The sequence below is a fragment of the Aeromonas dhakensis genome (assembly GCF_000820305.1).
GTDB classification, from domain to species: domain Bacteria; phylum Pseudomonadota; class Gammaproteobacteria; order Enterobacterales; family Aeromonadaceae; genus Aeromonas; species Aeromonas dhakensis.
The window spans coordinates 130638-145231 of sequence record NZ_CDBH01000045.1 but is presented as its reverse complement, the minus strand read 5'-3'; the positions used below and the strand labels follow the sequence as shown (position 1 = coordinate 145231).

Genomic DNA, 14594 nt, shown 5'->3' with positions numbered 1-14594 from the left:
CACATCCTTTTTCGACCGTAAAGTAACCAGAGCGTTACAAACTTGATGCAGATCAAGCCAGGTTGCCGACGCCACCATTTCTCGGTAAAAGAGCCCCGAAAGGCGCTTCTTCTGCCTCAGCGATGGTCATATGCTGCTCGTTAAGTTCTCAGTCAGCCACGCCCGCCACAATGTGAGCTGGGGCAGCGGATCCTGCGCAGCCCCTCAGGCGCCCTTCACCCCATGGCGGGGCCCGGCGACAGCCAGCGCCTGGCGCCACACGACCAGGCCCGCAGAGGAGGTATAGATGAGCCACTCCCACATAGATCTGAACCTGTTTCGCATCTTCGATCGCGTCATGACCGAGAAGGGGGTATCGGCCGCGGCCGCCAGCCTGGAGATGACCCCGGCCGCCATCAGTCAGGCCATTCGCAGGCTCAGCGACCTCATCGGCGAGCCCCTGTTTCGCCGCGATGGCCGCGGGATCATCCCCACCAGCCGTGCCCTCGCCCTGCACCGGGAGATCCGCACCGCCCTGCATACCATGGAACGCTCCCTGCTGCTCAATCAGGCGTTCGATCCCCTCACCAGCCAGCGTATCTTTCGCATCGCCAGCCACCCGGACCTCGATCTCCTGCTGTTGCCGGCGCTGCTCGCCCATCTGGCCAGGGTGGCGCCCCACTGTCGGGTGGAGTCGGTGCCCGGCATGTTTGAAGAGCACCTGCGTCAGCAGGCGCTGCGCCTTCGCAACATCGACCTGGTGCTGGCCAGCACGGCGCTGGAAGAGACCGGCTTTTGCAACGAATCCCTGCTGACCCTGGAGCTCAGGGTGGCCTGTCACGCCGATCATCCGCGCATCGGGGAGAGCCTCGACTTCGAGACCTTCTTTGCCGAGGAGCACGTGGTCTGGGATGTGCGCCGCAAGGACGACTGGGTCATCCGCAGCCTCAGTGACCAGGCCCTGCCTCCCCGCAAGATTGCCTATGAGAGCAACGCCCTGCTCACCGCCCTCTCCCTGGTCAGCCAGACCGAGTGGCTCTGCGTGGTCAGCCAGTGGCATGTCGCACAGGTGCGCGACACCCTGCGGCTCAAGGATTTTCCGCTGCCCTGGGCCTCCAGCCACTGTCCCGTCTACATCAGCTGGCACCAGGCGCAGGGCCGGGATCCCGCCCTCCAGTGGTTTATCCGCCAACTGCACCTGATTGCCGCAAGCTGACCCCCTCATTTAACCACCGCTTAACTGTCGTTTATTGCCGGCTGCCATGATTGTTGCGGCCGGCTTGACTACTCTGGTGCCGACCCCGTTGCCGTGCCCTCGGCGCAATGCCGCAACGCCCGACTAACAGAGCGATGCTGACCATGTTCATGGGATATGTCGTCAGGCGCTATCTCGGTTACCCGTCACTCACCCTGTTTATTACTGGGAGGCATCAGAGTCTGACTACACTTGGTCCGGCCTGCCCACCACAATCTGGAGAAAACAGATGAAGCTCAAGTTCTCGACGCACACCATTGTCACCCTATGGCTCTCCGGCTCCCTGCTGTTGCAGCCGGCCTGGGCCGTCATCAACCCCAAGCCCGCCAGCGAATTTACCATCCAGGCCAACCAGAATGTGCTGCACACCCTGCCATTCAACGACAAGCAGGATTTCGAGGACGCCCGGCGCGGCTTTATCGCCAAACCGGATACCCTCACTATCAAGGATGACAAGGGCAACGTGGTGTGGGATCTGGAGCAATACAAGACCTACATCGGCCTGGACAAGACGGCGCCGGATACCGTCAACCCGAGCCTGTGGCGCAATGCCCAGCTGAACATGGAGTACGGGCTGTTCAAGGTGACCGACAAGATTTACCAGATCCGCGGCTTCGATCTCTCCAACATCACCTTCATCCAGGGCGACAAGGGGTGGATCGTCTTCGACCCGCTGATCTCGCCGCAGACCGCCAAGGCGGCCCTCGCCTTCATCAACCAGACCCTGGGCGAGCGACCGGTCACTGCCGTGGTCTACAGCCACTCCCACGTGGATCACTACGGCGGGGCCGCCGGCCTCTTCAACTCGCCGGACGAGGTGAAAAAGAACGGGGTTCAGATCATCGCCCCCGAAGGGTTCACCGAACATGCTGTCTCGGAAAACGTCATCGCCGGCAACGCCATGGCCCGCCGCGCCGTCTACATGTATGGCGCCCTGCTGCCGCGCAATGCCCAGGGCAGCGTGAATGGCGGCCTGGGGCAGACCGTCTCCGCCGGCGTGCCCTCCCTGCTGCTGCCGACCCGCTTCATCACCAAGAGCGGGGAAGAGGTTACTCTGGACGGCGTACGGATGATCTTCCAGATGACCCCGGGCACCGAAGCACCGGCCGAGATGAACACCTGGTTCCCGGACAGCAAGGCGCTCTGGATGGCTGAGAACACCACCAACACCATGCACAACATCCTCACCCTGCGCGGCGCCCAGGTGCGCGATGCGCTCAAGTGGTCTAGCTACCTCAACGAGACCATCGAGACCTGGGGCGACCAGGCCCAGGTCAAGTTCCAGAGCCACCACTGGCCGCGCTGGGGCAATGCCAGCATCGTCGACTACTTCAAGAAGCAGCGGGATCTCTACAAGTACATCCACGACCAGTCGGTGCGGCTGATGAACATGGGCTACACGGGTGAGGAGATTTCGGAGAAGATTGCCCTGCCCCCCGAGCTCAACGACTTCTGGCCGAACCGCGGTTACTACGGCACCCTGCGCCACAACAGCCGGGCCGTCTATCAGCGCTACATGGGCTGGTACTCCGGCAACCCCTCCGATCTGGACAACCTGCCACCCGAGATGGTCGGCCCCAAATACGTCGAGTTCATGGGCGGTGAGCAGGCGCTCCTGAAGAAAGCCAAGGCGTCCTTCGACAAGGGGGAATATCGCTGGGTCGCGGAAGTGCTCAAGCACCTGGTGTTCGCCAACCCGAACAATCAGGAGGGCAAGCTGCTGCTGGCCGATGCGCTCGAGCAGCTGGGCTATCAGGCCGAGTCCGGCCCATGGCGCTCCGTCTATCTGCAGGGGGCCTATGAGCTGCGCAACGGCGTGCCCACCGCTGGCGGTACCGTCACCGCCTCGCCGGACACCATTCGCGCCATGAGTCCCAGCATGCTGTTCGACTATCTGGCGGTGCGGATCAATCCGGAGAAAGCGGCCGGTAAGAAGATGGTCATCAACATGAACTTCACCGACATCGGGGAGCAACACACCCTGAGCCTGGAGAACGCCGTACTCAATCACACCACCCACTATGCCGCCAAGCCGGATGTCACCCTCACCCTGAGCAAGCAGACCCTGGACGACATCCAGCTGGGCCAGGGCACGCTGGAGCAGAAGATCGCCAGCGGCGAGATCAAGGTTCAAGGGAACCAGCAGACCTTCAGCGACTTCGTCGGCCTGCTCGACAAGTTCAACTTCTGGTTCAACATAGTGACCCCATGATGCGACGCACCCTGCGCGTGTGCATGACCCTGCTCTGCCTCATCCCCGGGATGGGGCAGACCTGCGGTTATGACGCACTCTACCCCAATCCGTTTGAACAGAGCTGGCCCGGCGCACTCGACGTTGCCATGGCGACCGCGGCAGCGGTCAATGATGAGAGGGTGGCCCGTCTGCCTAGCCTCACCGGCGAGGCGGGGTTTGCCCGCAGCCAGGCCTGGCTGCAGACCCTGAAGAGCCGCTTCCAGCAGGCCGGAGTCAGGGGCGGCGTCTCCATCCTGCTGGTCGATTCCGGGCTCTGGTCGAGGCTGCGTGGCAAGGAGTCACTGCTGCTCCAGCTCCATACTGCCGGCCCGCACCCCAAGGATCGGATGATGCTGCTAAGCGAGGCGGCCCTCGACGCCCTGCTGGCCGGCACCCTCACCATAGAGGAGGCGCTGCAGCTGGGAGTGGTTGCCATGCCGGGCGAGGAGGGCCGGCAGTTGCAGCACGACTTGCACCTGGCCCTGGGCTCATGAGTGCCCAGACATGAAAAAAGGGAGGCATCTGCCTCCCTTTTCTTTGCTGCCATCGGGGCAACGAACCAGCGCGGGCGCTTATTCGTCTTCCAGGTAGGCGTAGCCTTGCAGACCCAGCTCCAGCTCTTCGAGCAGGGCCTTGCGAGCCGCGTCGTCCAGCGCCGGGTGGGAGACGATCCGCTGATAGTTCTCGCGAATGACGGACGGGTCGATGTTGACGTAACGCAGCAGCTGGTCGACGGTGTCGCCGCGCACCACGTTGCGAATGTCCATCTTGCCTTCCTCGTCCAGCCACACTTCCGCGCAGTGGGTGTCACCGAACAGGTTGTGCAGATCGCCGAGGATCTCCTGATAGGCACCCACCAGGAAGAAGCCGACGTGGCACTCTTCGTTCTCGCCATACACCGGCATCGGCAGGGTGCTTTCCACACCCAGACCGTCGACGTAGTGCTCGACCTGACCGTCGGAGTCACAGGTGATGTCCATCAGGATACCGCGGCGGGTGAGCGGGCGCTCGAGGCCGGAAAGCGGCATCACCGGGAACACCTGACCGATACCCCAGGCATCCGGCAGGGACTGGAACAGGGAGAAGTTGGCAAAGCACTTGTCAGCCAGTTTCTCGGAGAGCTCGTCAGCCAGCGCGCGGTGGTTGCGGTTGACCGGGTTGAGCATCTCTTTGAGCGCCAGACAGGTGTTCTGGTGCAGCATCTCGGCCCAGGCGCGTTGCTCGAGGTTGAGCAGACCCATGGTGTACTGGGTATTGACGTCACCGAGGTCAGCCACCGAGTCATGGAAGATCTCCAGCAGGGAGGGATCTTCGCCGCGCAGGTCCAGCCAGCCTTTCCACATGTTCTGCAGAATGGTGGGCGCATCTTCGTCCGGCGCGCTGATGTCGTTCATCTCCACCCCTTCGGCACCAATGATGTTGGTGACCAGCACGGCGTGGTGAGCGGTCAGGGCACGGCCGGACTCGCTGATGATGGTCGGGTGCGGCAGGTCGAACTCGCGGCAGACATCGCCGATGCCCCACACCACGTTGTTGGCGTACTCGGAGAGGCTGTAGTTGGCGGAGCAGTGGCTCTGGGAACGGGTCCCCTCGTAGTCCACCCCCAGGCCGCCACCCACGTCAACCACTTCGATGTTGGCACCGAGGCGACGCAGTTCGGCGTAGAAACGGCCGCACTCGCGGATACCGCCCTGGATGTCGCGGATGTTGGCGATCTGGGAACCCAGATGGAAGTGCAGCAGCTGCAGGCAGTCCAGCTTGCCCAGGCCACGCAGACGCTCGATCAGCGCCAGGATCTGGGAGGCGGACAGACCGAATTTGGACATGGAGCCGCCGCTCGATTCCCACATGCCGGATCCGGTGGAGGCAAGCTTGGCACGCACCCCGATGTTGGGCTTGATGTTGAGGCGAGCTGACTCGTCCAGCACCATTTCCAGCTCGGAGGGCTTCTCCACCACGATGTAGACCTTGTGGCCCATCAGGTTGCCCAAGAGGGCGTGGCGGATATATTCGCGGTCTTTGTAACCGTTGCAGACGATCACCGAGCCTTGCTCATGGTGATGGGACAGCACGGCCAGCAGTTCCGGTTTGGAACCAGCTTCCAGGCCAAGCCGGGGCTTGTCGCTGTAGGACTGGCTGATGGTCTCGATGACGCGACGCTGCTGGTTTACCTTGATCGGGTAAACGCACAGGTAGTCCCCTTCATAGCCTGACTTCTCGATGGCCTGACCGAAGGCGTTGAACAGCGCATCGACCCGGCTCTTGAGGATGTCGGGGAAACGCAGCAGTACCGGAGTGGTCAGCCCGGATTGACGCAGTTGTTCGATGGCATCGGAGAGCACGATCTGTGCGTCAGGGCGTGACTTGTCGGGAGCGACGGTCACATGACCGGCGTCATTGATGTTGAAAAAACCCGCACCCCAGTAGGGAACGTTGTAGACCTTCAAGGAGTCCTTGCTGGACCAGTTAGTCATGGGCTATGCCTCGCAAATGAGCGGCCGGTGGCCGCCTTCGTTACCCTCAATCACATCCAGACCATCGATGAGCAGGTGTGGCGCGCCGAAGCGGCCTGCGGGCGAGCAAGGCAAGACGTCCAGCACCGGGCGCTGACGCCGCGGGTTGACCTGAACGTTCACCTGTCGCCACCTCCCTGGTTCATCGCGGCAAGCCTAGGCTGCCTGGTGGATCTTGGGGAAGTAACGAGTCTTGATGTGGGGCTGGTGGCTTTACATCAAGCTCAACGGTATGCGGTGCTGCAACCAGCACCGCGGTACTTTGATGACAAACGACATCAGCCACGTCGTTCGTTCATCATTCGGCAGCCGTCACGACAGCAGGGGAGGGTTTCAAGGAAGAGATGCGAAGGCGTCAGCACGCAAGCGTGTTGATAGACGACAACAACCACAGCCAGCTCACCGCCAGTGACCGCCCATGACAAGGGAAGATGATGAGCCGATGGCTCACTCGGTCAGCCGGAAAATGAGAGTCCGTTGTTCTCCCTGATACCGGAGCCTAACCGGTATTAAAGAAACCATACCCTAGCAGTGTCTGTCGTTTCTGCGTGCCTCGCCCTATAGGCGTATGATCCTGCGGGAGTCTGGCGGCCTCTGCCTGCTCAGGGTTGCCCTTGGATCGGCGCGGAGTGTACACACTTACCGCCAGCGGTGACAATAAAAAATAGTGTTCAAAAACAGCTTTTCATAAGGCGATCAAATCTTGCTGCCAGCAGGCCTGGCAAGCGGGGGAAGAAGTCTCGCCACGCGCCCTTTTTCACCCTGAAAATAACCCCGTCTGGCCCGTCCTCGCCCCTCCCCCGCCACCAAGGGCATTGACGGAAAAATGAGTCCCATCACAAGCCGCTTAAAAATGCGGTTGATGGACCATTTTATGCTGTCATTGATATCAACAACCACAGCCTCAACCACCTTACACCTTTCCAACCCGATCTTCGCCAAAAAATGTGGCAAAAACTGAGCTGACGCAAAAAGCCCCGCCGCCAGATTGGCCACAATGACCCTCCACCACAGGTTTGAGGCTTGCCAATGGATACCTTGCTTGAGCGTTTTCTGCGTTACGTGACTTTTCATACCCGCTCCGATGCGACCAATCCCGTCTGTCCCAGCAGCGAGGGACAGCTGGTCTTCGCCCGCGCCCTCTGTGACGAAATGACGCAGATGGGGCTGAGCCGGGTCACCCTGGACGAGCACGGCTACCTCACCGCCTGCCTGCCGGGCAACCAGCCGGACGCGCCAGCCATCGGCCTCATCGCCCACATGGATACCGCTGACTACGAGGCCGAGCAGGTGGTGCCCCAGATCATCGAGAACTATCAGGGGGGTGACATCTGCCTGGGCAAGGGTGACGAGGTGCTGGCCATTCGCGACTACCGTTTCCTGAAAAACTACCTGGGCCAGGATCTCATCACCACCGACGGCACTACCCTGCTGGGGGCCGACGACAAGGCGGGCATCGCCGAGATCCTCACCGCCATCGACCACCTGCTGGCCCACCCCGAGATCCCCCGCGGTGATGTCTGGGTCGGCTTTACCCCGGACGAGGAGATAGGCCGCGGCGCCGACCGCTTCCCGCTGGACCGCTTCCCGGCCCGCTGGGCCTACACGGTGGACGGCGGCGAGCTCGGTGAGCTCGAATACGAGAACTTCAACGCCGCCAGCGCCACGGTACGCTTTATCGGCAACAACGTGCACCCTGGCACCGCCAAGGGCAGCATGATCAACAGCCAGACCCTGGCCGCCCGCTTCCACGCCGCCATGCCCACCGAGCAGACCCCGGAGACGACCGACGGCTATCAGGGCTTCTTCCACCTGGCCCAGATGAACGGCACAGTGGAGGAGACCTGCCTGCACTACATCATTCGCGACTTCGACGACGAGGGCTTCGCCGCCCGCAAGGCCCAGCTCAAGGAGCGGGTCGCCTCCTTGCAGTTGGAGGCGCCAAAAGCGCGCATCGAGCTCACCCTGACCGACAGCTATCGCAACATGCGCAGCCAGATCGAGCCGCACATGCACATAGTCGAGCTGGCCAAGGCCGCCATGCTGGCCGCCGACGTGGCGCCAAAGATAAAACCCATTCGCGGCGGCACCGACGGCGCGCGGCTCTCCTTCATGGGTCTGCCTTGTCCCAACATCTTTACCGGTGGCCACAACTTCCACGGTAAGCACGAGTTCATCCCGCTGCAATCCATGGAAAAAGCGGTCGCCACCCTGGTGGAGCTGGTGCGCCTGACTTCGGCCTGGCGCGACTAAACCGGCCATCGTCACCGCCATGACCAAAGCATGACCAAAGAGGGGAGCCGGTTAACCGGCTCCCCTCTTTGCCATCAAACTGTCATCCCGCTGCCATGGGGCGGGAACAAAAGGACGTCACGCTAGGGCAACGACTCATCGGAGCCCAGCCCATGTTCAGTGTCGATGCCCTGCTACAACAACACCTGCCCCGCCTGTCGGCCAACGACCTGCTGCGCCCCCTGCTTCGACAAGGGCTGCGCTGGCTGCTGCACGAGCAGGCGTTTCAACGCTTCGCCGCATGCCACCCCCATCTGCGCGGACTCGACTTCGTCGAGCAGGCACTGACCGAGCTCGACTTCGACTACCGGGTGAGCGAGGCCCAGCTCGAGCACATTCCGGCCAGCGGCCGGGTCATCATAGTCGCTAACCACCCCATCGGCTCCCTCGACGGGCTGGCCCTGCTGCGCCTGCTCGGCCACATCCGGCCGGACGTCAAGATAGTGGCCAACCAGTTGCTGGCCCAGCTGACGCCACTGCGACCCCTGCTGCTGCCGGTGGACAACCTGGGGGGCAAGACCGACAGGCGCGCCATCCTGGCGATGGGGGAACACCTGGCGGGAGAAGGGGCCTTGGTGATCTTTCCCGCCGGCGAGGTGTCGCGCCTCGGCCCCAAGGGGGTCAAGGACGGCCCCTGGCAATCAGGCTTCATCAAGCTGGCCCAACGCACCCGCACCCCGCTGGTGCCGATCCATCTGGACGGGCGCAACGGTCTCTCCTTCTATCTCGCCGCCTGGCTCAACAACGACTGGGCCGGGCTGTTGCTGGTCAAGCAGCTGTTTCGCCAGCAGGGGAAACGCATCGCCATCACCATAGGTGCCCGCATCCCGGCCAGCGGGGTGCAGGAGCTGCCCGCCAAGAGCGCGGCCCGGCTGGTGCGCAGCCACCTCTACCGGATCGGGCGTGGCAAGCGGGGCTTGCTGGCCACCGAAGCCCCCATCGCCTTGCCGGAGGAGCGCCGTCAGCTCAAGCAGGCCATCGAATCCTGCGAGGCCCTCGGCCACACCCCGGACGGCCAAGGTATCTATCTCTACCGACGCCACGAGCTGAGTCACTCGGTGATCCTGCGCGAGCTGGGGCGCCTGCGGGAAATTGCCTTTCGGGCGGTGGGGGAAGGCTCCGGCAGACGGCGGGATCTCGACACCTTCGACGATGACTATCACCACCTCATTCTCTGGGATCCGGCCCGGCTCGAGATCATCGGCGCCTACCGTTTCGCGCCGGTGGCCGAGTTGCTGGCCAGCAAGGGGCTCGACGGCCTCTACAGCCACACCCTGTTTGGCTTTGAAGAGAAATTGCTGCCCAGGCTGGAGCTTGCCATCGAGCTTGGTCGCAGCTTCATCCAGCCCGCCTACTGGGGCAAACGGGGGCTCGATTACCTCTGGTTTGGCATCGGCGCCTATCTGGCCCGCTATCCCGACTACCGCTACCTGTTCGGCCCGGTGTCGCTCTCCGGCAGCCTGCCGGCGGCGGCCAAGGATCTGCTGGTGAGCTTCTATCGCCAGCACTTTGCCCCCGAGCTCGCGCTCGCCCCCTCGCGCCGCCCCTACCCCGCCACGCCGCCGCTGTTTGCAGGGCTGGATTACGGCGCCGATCTCAAGGAGCTCAAGGCTCGCCTCGACAACCTGGGCTGCGCCATTCCCACCCTCTACAAGCAGTACTCCGAGCTGTGCGAGCCGGGCGGCGTGCAGTTCATGGATTTTGGCATCGACCCCGACTTCAACCACTGCATCGACGGCCTGGTGTGGGTGGATGTGAGCCGCCTCAAGCCCCACAAGCGGGCCCGCTATATCGGCCTCCCCGCCGAAGATAAGCCGGGCACAGCTGCCGACCGTTGAGCGGACGCAACAACGAGAGAGGGAGGCCTGTGCCTCCCTCTCTTTGTCATTGATGATGTGGCCTACTCGGCGGCCGGCTTGCGATCGGCATGACCTAGGTCACGCTCGGGGGCAATGACATCACGCACCCGCTGCTTGATCTCCTTGGCCTCGGGGAAGCCCTCGTCCGCCACCCGATCCCACACCAGCACCCCGTCCACCAGGATGCGAAATTCCCCCTTGCTGGCCGGCACCAGTGCCACCTCACCCAGATCGCTGTCGAAGGTGGAGAGCAGCTCCTGGGCCAGCCAGGCGGCGCGCAGCATCCAGCGGCAGAGAGTGCAGTAGCGGATCTCGATGCGAGGTTTGGGGGTGGGCAGCGTCGTGTCGCTCATGTGGTCACTCCATCAATGGCGGCTAAGAAAAAGGCACTCACTGGGCAACCCCGTGGAAGTCGGCCAGCCAGTGGCGGGCAATGGTGCACATGGTCGACTGCGGCAGGTCGAACAGACCGGGGGCCAGCGGCTGCAATGCCAGCTGGCGCACCCCTTCGATGATCTCCGCCAGTACCAGGTAGACATATTCGCCGATGACGGCGCCGTGGACGAAGTTGACCGCCTCGCCCCGGTTGAGCAGAAAGATGGTGCTGCCGTCGGGACGGGTCAGCGCCAGTACGTGGGGGCACACCTCTTCGCTCGGCCAGGGCAGTTGGGAGAGACAGAACGCAAACTCGTCGTCCGCCGAGGTGACCGAGGCAACCATGGTGCCGGGGCGCAACCGCTGCAGATCCGCCAAGTCCAGCGCGCCGTTGCCGGTGGAGCAGATCACCAGCTCGGCCCGGCTGAGGGCCTCGGCCTTGCCCACCAGCTTGAAGCCGTGGGAGAGCGCCTCCACCTGGCGCAGCACGTCGGTCTCCACCAGCTCCAGATGCAGGTTGCGGCACCTGAGCTCGCGGGCGATGCTGCGCCCCACCTTGCCGTAGCCGAACAGGGCGGCCTGGCAGACATTGAAGGTGCGGTTGAGGGTGCGGGCCAGGGATTCGGCGGAGTAGACCACGCTCAGGCCGATCTGGATATCCTCGGCCTGCTTGAGAGGGCTGCGCGCCACCGAGATGACCGGAGTGGACAGCACCTCCTGCTCATAGCGCTGATGGCCGTTCTCGGTCATCTCCACCACCCCGAGGAAACGCGGGCCGAAATACTCGCTGAGGGTGGCCTGGGTTCTGGCGAAATAACCGCCGATATCGAGAATGATCAGCCGTTCATGGGGCGCCACCAGCGGGGCTATGTGCTCGATCACCCCCTGCGGGGTATTGGTCCACTGGCGGTTGAGGGGCAGCACCGGATAGTGCTGTTGGGCCCAGGTCAGGGTCGGTCCGTGAACTGACTTGGGTTTGGGCAGGATGGCGCCGATCCGCCCGATCTGATCGAGGGCCTGGATAAACTGGGGGCGATCGGGAAGCAGATGGGTAACCAGCAGGATGCAGAGACCGTCGAGACGTCCCTGCTCGGTGAAATGGCGAAAAAACAGATGCTCAGATCCTTGACTGCGCAACTGTGGCCTCCTTAGCGCGCCGCAAACAAGCAGGCAAACAGAACCCGGTCAGACCGGGTTCTGTGTGTATCCAGATAATTGAAAAACCTTTTTATCTGAAACCACTATGGGGCTCAATCTTTATCTGTACAGACTATGACGAAGTCGGCAACTTTTGGGGTAATTGCCTGTTTTTTATGCTAAAAATCAGTAAAGAGAGGCCTCTGGCCACACCTTCCACAGACTCAGACCCGCCCCGACGCCCGCCAGCAGGATCAGCAGGGCCCAGCGCTGGAACCAGGGTTTGTTGCGCAGTGCCCACTCCAGCAGCGGCAGCAGCCAGACCGGTAGCAACACCAGCAACGGCACCTCCACGTATTGCCAGGCGAGCATCTGCATGAAGGCCAGCGCCAACCCGAGCGCCGCGGGCGCCACCTGGCTGCCGGCAAAGGCCCCGAGCAGGGCACGGAAACCGGCGAAGGCCGCCAGCGCACCGGCCAGCTGGGCAATCAGCAGGCTGCCGTCGATGCCGATCACCAGTGCCAGCCAGATGAAGCCGAGGGCAAAGCCGAGCCCCTCGCGGCTGTCACCGCGCAGTCCAGTCCACCCCTGCCAGCCAATGGAGGGCAACAGCGCCAGCCAGATGGCGGGCTCGCTTGCCAGCACAGAGGCCAGCCCCTGCCACCACACCAGTGCCCCGAGCGCAGCAAACAGCACAAGCGCGGCCCGCTGATCGGCCAGCTGCACCGCCAGGGCGGGCACCAGCAGGGTCAGCGGCAGCCATTGCCATGCCTTGACCGGCAGCCCGTAGGCTCCGCCCAGCAGGCAGCCCACCAGCCAGAGCGCCAGGGCGCCCCACAGGTACCCCAGCCGCGGCCAGCGCCACGACAGCAAAGCGGCCCCCAAAGGAGCCGCCAGGGTTTGAAGCAGGAGTGCCGCGCCCATTACTTGCGCACACCTTCAACGAACAGATTGATGGTCATCTCGTCCGGAATGTTCGGCACCATGTAGTTCACGCCAAAGTCGCTGCGCTTGATGGTGGTGGTGGCGTTGAAGCCGCTGCGGTAGCCGCCCCAGGGATCCTTGCCTTCACCGATGTGAACCAGATCGAAGGCCACTTCCTTGGACACGCCGTGCAGGGTCAGGGTGCCTTTCAGCACGCCCTTATCCTTGGTGCCCTCGTAGCCAGAGCTGACGAAAGTCATCTTGGGATACTGCTTCACATCCAGGAAATCGGGGCTGCGCAGGTGTTTGTCGCGTGGCTCGTGGTTGGAGTCCACGCTGGCGGCATCGATCTCGAAGCTCGCCTTGGCCGCTGCCGGGTTGGCATCGTCCATGCTGAAGGTGCCGCTGAAGGTGTTGAAACGACCCACCAGCTCGGAGAAGCCGAGGTGTCCCACCTTGAATTGCACCGTGGTATGCGCCACATCCACATCGTAATCGGCTGCCATCAGGGGCGCCGCCATAAACAGGCAGGAGGCCAGCAGGGCCTTGGTCATCTTCATCCGTTCGTTCCTTCATATTGGGGGTTCACAACAACAGCCAAGATGCTAACCTCCATACCGGACATAGATAATCAGCGATTTATTAAAATAATTATCAACTGAGAGTGAAAGATGGACCAGATTGCCGCCATGCGCACCTTCATCAAGGTGGTGGAGTGTCAGAGTTTTACCAAGGCCGCCAATCAGCTCGGCATCTCGGTCGCCATGACCTCCAAGCTGATGCAGCAGCTGGAGGAGTCCCTCTCCACCCGGCTGCTGTCGCGCACCACCCGCCAGGTCAACCCCACCGAGGCGGGCCAATTCTACTATCAGCGCTCCCAGGCACTGCTGGCGGAGCTCGAAGAGACCCACAGCCAGCTGACCCGCAACAACCAGCAGCCCCAGGGTACTCTCAAGCTGTCGGTGCCGATGGATTTTGGCTACCTGCACCTCTCCCCCGCCCTGCCGCTGTTTCGCGAACGCTACCCGGATCTGAAGCTGGAGATAGAGTACAGCGACCGGCGGGTGGCACTGGTGGAAGAGGGGTTCGATCTGGCGCTGCGCATCGGCAACCTGCCGGACTCCTCCCTGGTGGCCAAACCGCTGGCCATGATGCGGCTGGAGGTGTGCGCCAGCCCGGGCTACCTGGCCCGTCGGGGCACGCCGAGCAGCCCGGAGGATCTCAAGCAGCACGACTGCCTGCTCTATACCCTGACCCAGCCGGACTGGGTGTTCAAACGGGATGGCGAGCAGCTGAGCGTGCGCCCGCAGGGGCCGCTGCGGGCCAACAACGGGGTGGCCCTGACCCGGGCGGCCTGCGACGATCAGGGCATCATCTTGCAGCCCACCTTCATCGTCGGCGATGCGCTACGCTCCGGCGCCCTGGTGTCACTGCTGCCGGAGTGGGAGAAAGGGCAGGTGGGGCTCTATGCCCTCTATCCGCACCGCCGTTTCGTCTCGGCCAAGGTGCGCTGTTTCATCGAGTTCGTGCAGGAGCGCTATCTCGCCCCCCACTACTGGGATCGCAAGGCTTAACACCTTTGCAGCGGTGACGGGATGGCTATGAGGCGGCGGTATCGGCAGGCAGCGGCAACTCGGCCACCAGCAGTACGTCGTGCAGGTTCAGCTGCCAGCGCGGCAGGCGCTGGCGCAGGGTCGCCAGCTGCTCATCGCCGAGGGCATAGGGCAGCCTGATGTGCAGGCAGTGGCAATCGAGCATGCCGGCCAGTTGCAGGATCAGGATGAGGTTGGCCTCGTCGGTCTTGTGCTTGTTGATGCGCTTGGCCAGTTCGTGGCGAAAGTGGGTCTCCGGATCCTGGGTCATCGCCTGCCAGCCGTAGCCAAACAGCGGAATGAAGGCGCTCACGATGCCAAGGGCGGTGAGCGGCTGCTTGGGCGGGTGATAGAGGGCGTTGAGATCCAGCTCGATGGGCGTTAGATGCAGCTCACGATTGCCGGACAAAATATTATTACTCATTGGATAACCCT

13 protein-coding genes are annotated in these 14594 nt (G+C 62.8%); 6 read left to right on the top strand and 7 right to left on the bottom strand.

Going from position 1 to position 14594, the window contains the following annotated elements:
• The first annotated feature begins 286 nt into the window (after positions 1-286).
• From BN1143_RS12065 to BN1143_RS12055, 3 genes are all read left to right on the top strand, one after another.
• Complete coding sequence (locus BN1143_RS12065) at positions 287-1195, top strand: LysR substrate-binding domain-containing protein (RefSeq protein WP_042050807.1); 909 nt, start codon at positions 287-289, stop codon at positions 1193-1195.
• Between the two features lie 268 nt (positions 1196-1463).
• Positions 1464-3446 carry an alkyl/aryl-sulfatase gene (locus BN1143_RS12060; RefSeq protein ID WP_042050806.1) on the top strand — a complete coding sequence of 661 codons (1983 nt, stop codon included), beginning with the start codon at positions 1464-1466 and terminating at the stop codon, positions 3444-3446.
• Complete coding sequence (locus BN1143_RS12055; RefSeq protein ID WP_042050804.1) at positions 3443-3961, top strand: hypothetical protein; 519 nt, start codon at positions 3443-3445, stop codon at positions 3959-3961. The genes BN1143_RS12060 and BN1143_RS12055 overlap by 4 nt, the downstream gene beginning before the upstream one ends.
• A gap of 78 nt (positions 3962-4039) precedes the next feature.
• Here the strand turns inward: BN1143_RS12055 and speA are convergent, their stop codons facing one another.
• Positions 4040-5941 carry a biosynthetic arginine decarboxylase gene (gene speA, locus BN1143_RS12050; protein WP_017766029.1) on the bottom strand — a complete coding sequence of 634 codons (1902 nt, stop codon included), beginning with the start codon at positions 5939-5941 and terminating at the stop codon, positions 4040-4042.
• Positions 5942-6676: 735 nt separating this feature from the next.
• On the bottom strand, positions 6677-6976 hold the full coding sequence (locus BN1143_RS12040; RefSeq protein WP_042050802.1) for a hypothetical protein: 300 nt from the start codon (positions 6974-6976) through the stop codon (positions 6677-6679).
• Between the two features lie 33 nt (positions 6977-7009).
• Here BN1143_RS12040 and pepT point away from each other — a divergent pair, with 33 nt between their 5' ends.
• Both pepT and olsF read left to right on the top strand, forming a co-directional pair.
• Positions 7010-8233, top strand: a complete 1224-nt coding sequence (gene pepT / locus BN1143_RS12035; protein WP_042050801.1) for a peptidase T — start codon at positions 7010-7012, stop codon at positions 8231-8233.
• Between the two features lie 152 nt (positions 8234-8385).
• On the top strand, positions 8386-10110 hold the full coding sequence (olsF, locus tag BN1143_RS12030) for a bifunctional ornithine lipid synthase OlsF (protein ID WP_042050799.1): 1725 nt from the start codon (positions 8386-8388) through the stop codon (positions 10108-10110).
• 62 nt (positions 10111-10172) lie between these two features.
• On the opposite strand, the gene BN1143_RS12025 is transcribed toward olsF, so the two are convergent.
• The 4 genes from BN1143_RS12025 to BN1143_RS12010 form a co-directional block, all read right to left on the bottom strand.
• Positions 10173-10484 (bottom strand): Rdx family protein, encoded by a 312-nt coding sequence (locus BN1143_RS12025; RefSeq protein WP_017781774.1) that lies wholly within the window; start codon positions 10482-10484, stop codon positions 10173-10175.
• A gap of 37 nt (positions 10485-10521) precedes the next feature.
• Positions 10522-11643, bottom strand: coding sequence for an adenosylhomocysteinase (locus tag BN1143_RS12020; protein ID WP_042050797.1), 1122 nt, complete (start codon positions 11641-11643; stop codon positions 10522-10524).
• A 186-nt stretch (positions 11644-11829) separates the two neighbouring features.
• Positions 11830-12567: a hypothetical protein gene (locus BN1143_RS12015; protein WP_042050795.1), complete on the bottom strand. Its 738-nt coding sequence runs from the start codon at positions 12565-12567 to the stop codon at positions 11830-11832.
• Positions 12567-13127, bottom strand: coding sequence for a YceI family protein (locus BN1143_RS12010; protein WP_042050794.1), 561 nt, complete (start codon positions 13125-13127; stop codon positions 12567-12569). Before BN1143_RS12010 ends, BN1143_RS12015 begins: the two co-directional genes overlap by 1 nt.
• 111 nt (positions 13128-13238) lie before the next feature.
• Between BN1143_RS12010 and BN1143_RS12005 the strand changes: the two genes are divergently transcribed.
• Positions 13239-14141 carry a LysR family transcriptional regulator gene (locus BN1143_RS12005; RefSeq protein WP_017766036.1) on the top strand — a complete coding sequence of 301 codons (903 nt, stop codon included), beginning with the start codon at positions 13239-13241 and terminating at the stop codon, positions 14139-14141.
• A 25-nt stretch (positions 14142-14166) separates the two neighbouring features.
• Here BN1143_RS12005 and BN1143_RS12000 read toward each other — a convergent pair whose 3' ends face one another.
• Positions 14167-14583, bottom strand: a complete 417-nt coding sequence (locus tag BN1143_RS12000; protein ID WP_017779236.1) for a hypothetical protein — start codon at positions 14581-14583, stop codon at positions 14167-14169.
• Between the last annotated feature and the right edge of the window lie 11 nt (positions 14584-14594).

What these genes read in the sequence shown, in the direction of transcription:
- BN1143_RS12015 (WP_042050795.1), bottom strand. Translation starts at nt 12,567, where the DNA reads ATGGGCGCGGCACTCCTGCTTCAAACCCTGGCGGCTCCTTTGGGGGCC.
- BN1143_RS12005 (WP_017766036.1), top strand. Translation starts at nt 13,239, where the DNA reads ATGGACCAGATTGCCGCCATGCGCACCTTCATCAAGGTGGTGGAGTGT.
- pepT (WP_042050801.1), top strand. Translation starts at nt 7,010, where the DNA reads ATGGATACCTTGCTTGAGCGTTTTCTGCGTTACGTGACTTTTCATACC.
- BN1143_RS12055 (WP_042050804.1), top strand. Translation starts at nt 3,443, where the DNA reads ATGATGCGACGCACCCTGCGCGTGTGCATGACCCTGCTCTGCCTCATC.
- olsF (WP_042050799.1), top strand. Translation starts at nt 8,386, where the DNA reads ATGTTCAGTGTCGATGCCCTGCTACAACAACACCTGCCCCGCCTGTCG.
- BN1143_RS12060 (WP_042050806.1), top strand. Translation starts at nt 1,464, where the DNA reads ATGAAGCTCAAGTTCTCGACGCACACCATTGTCACCCTATGGCTCTCC.
- BN1143_RS12065 (WP_042050807.1), top strand. Translation starts at nt 287, where the DNA reads ATGAGCCACTCCCACATAGATCTGAACCTGTTTCGCATCTTCGATCGC.
- BN1143_RS12010 (WP_042050794.1), bottom strand. Translation starts at nt 13,127, where the DNA reads ATGAAGATGACCAAGGCCCTGCTGGCCTCCTGCCTGTTTATGGCGGCG.
- BN1143_RS12000 (WP_017779236.1), bottom strand. Translation starts at nt 14,583, where the DNA reads ATGAGTAATAATATTTTGTCCGGCAATCGTGAGCTGCATCTAACGCCC.
- speA (WP_017766029.1), bottom strand. Translation starts at nt 5,941, where the DNA reads ATGACTAACTGGTCCAGCAAGGACTCCTTGAAGGTCTACAACGTTCCC.
- BN1143_RS12025 (WP_017781774.1), bottom strand. Translation starts at nt 10,484, where the DNA reads ATGAGCGACACGACGCTGCCCACCCCCAAACCTCGCATCGAGATCCGC.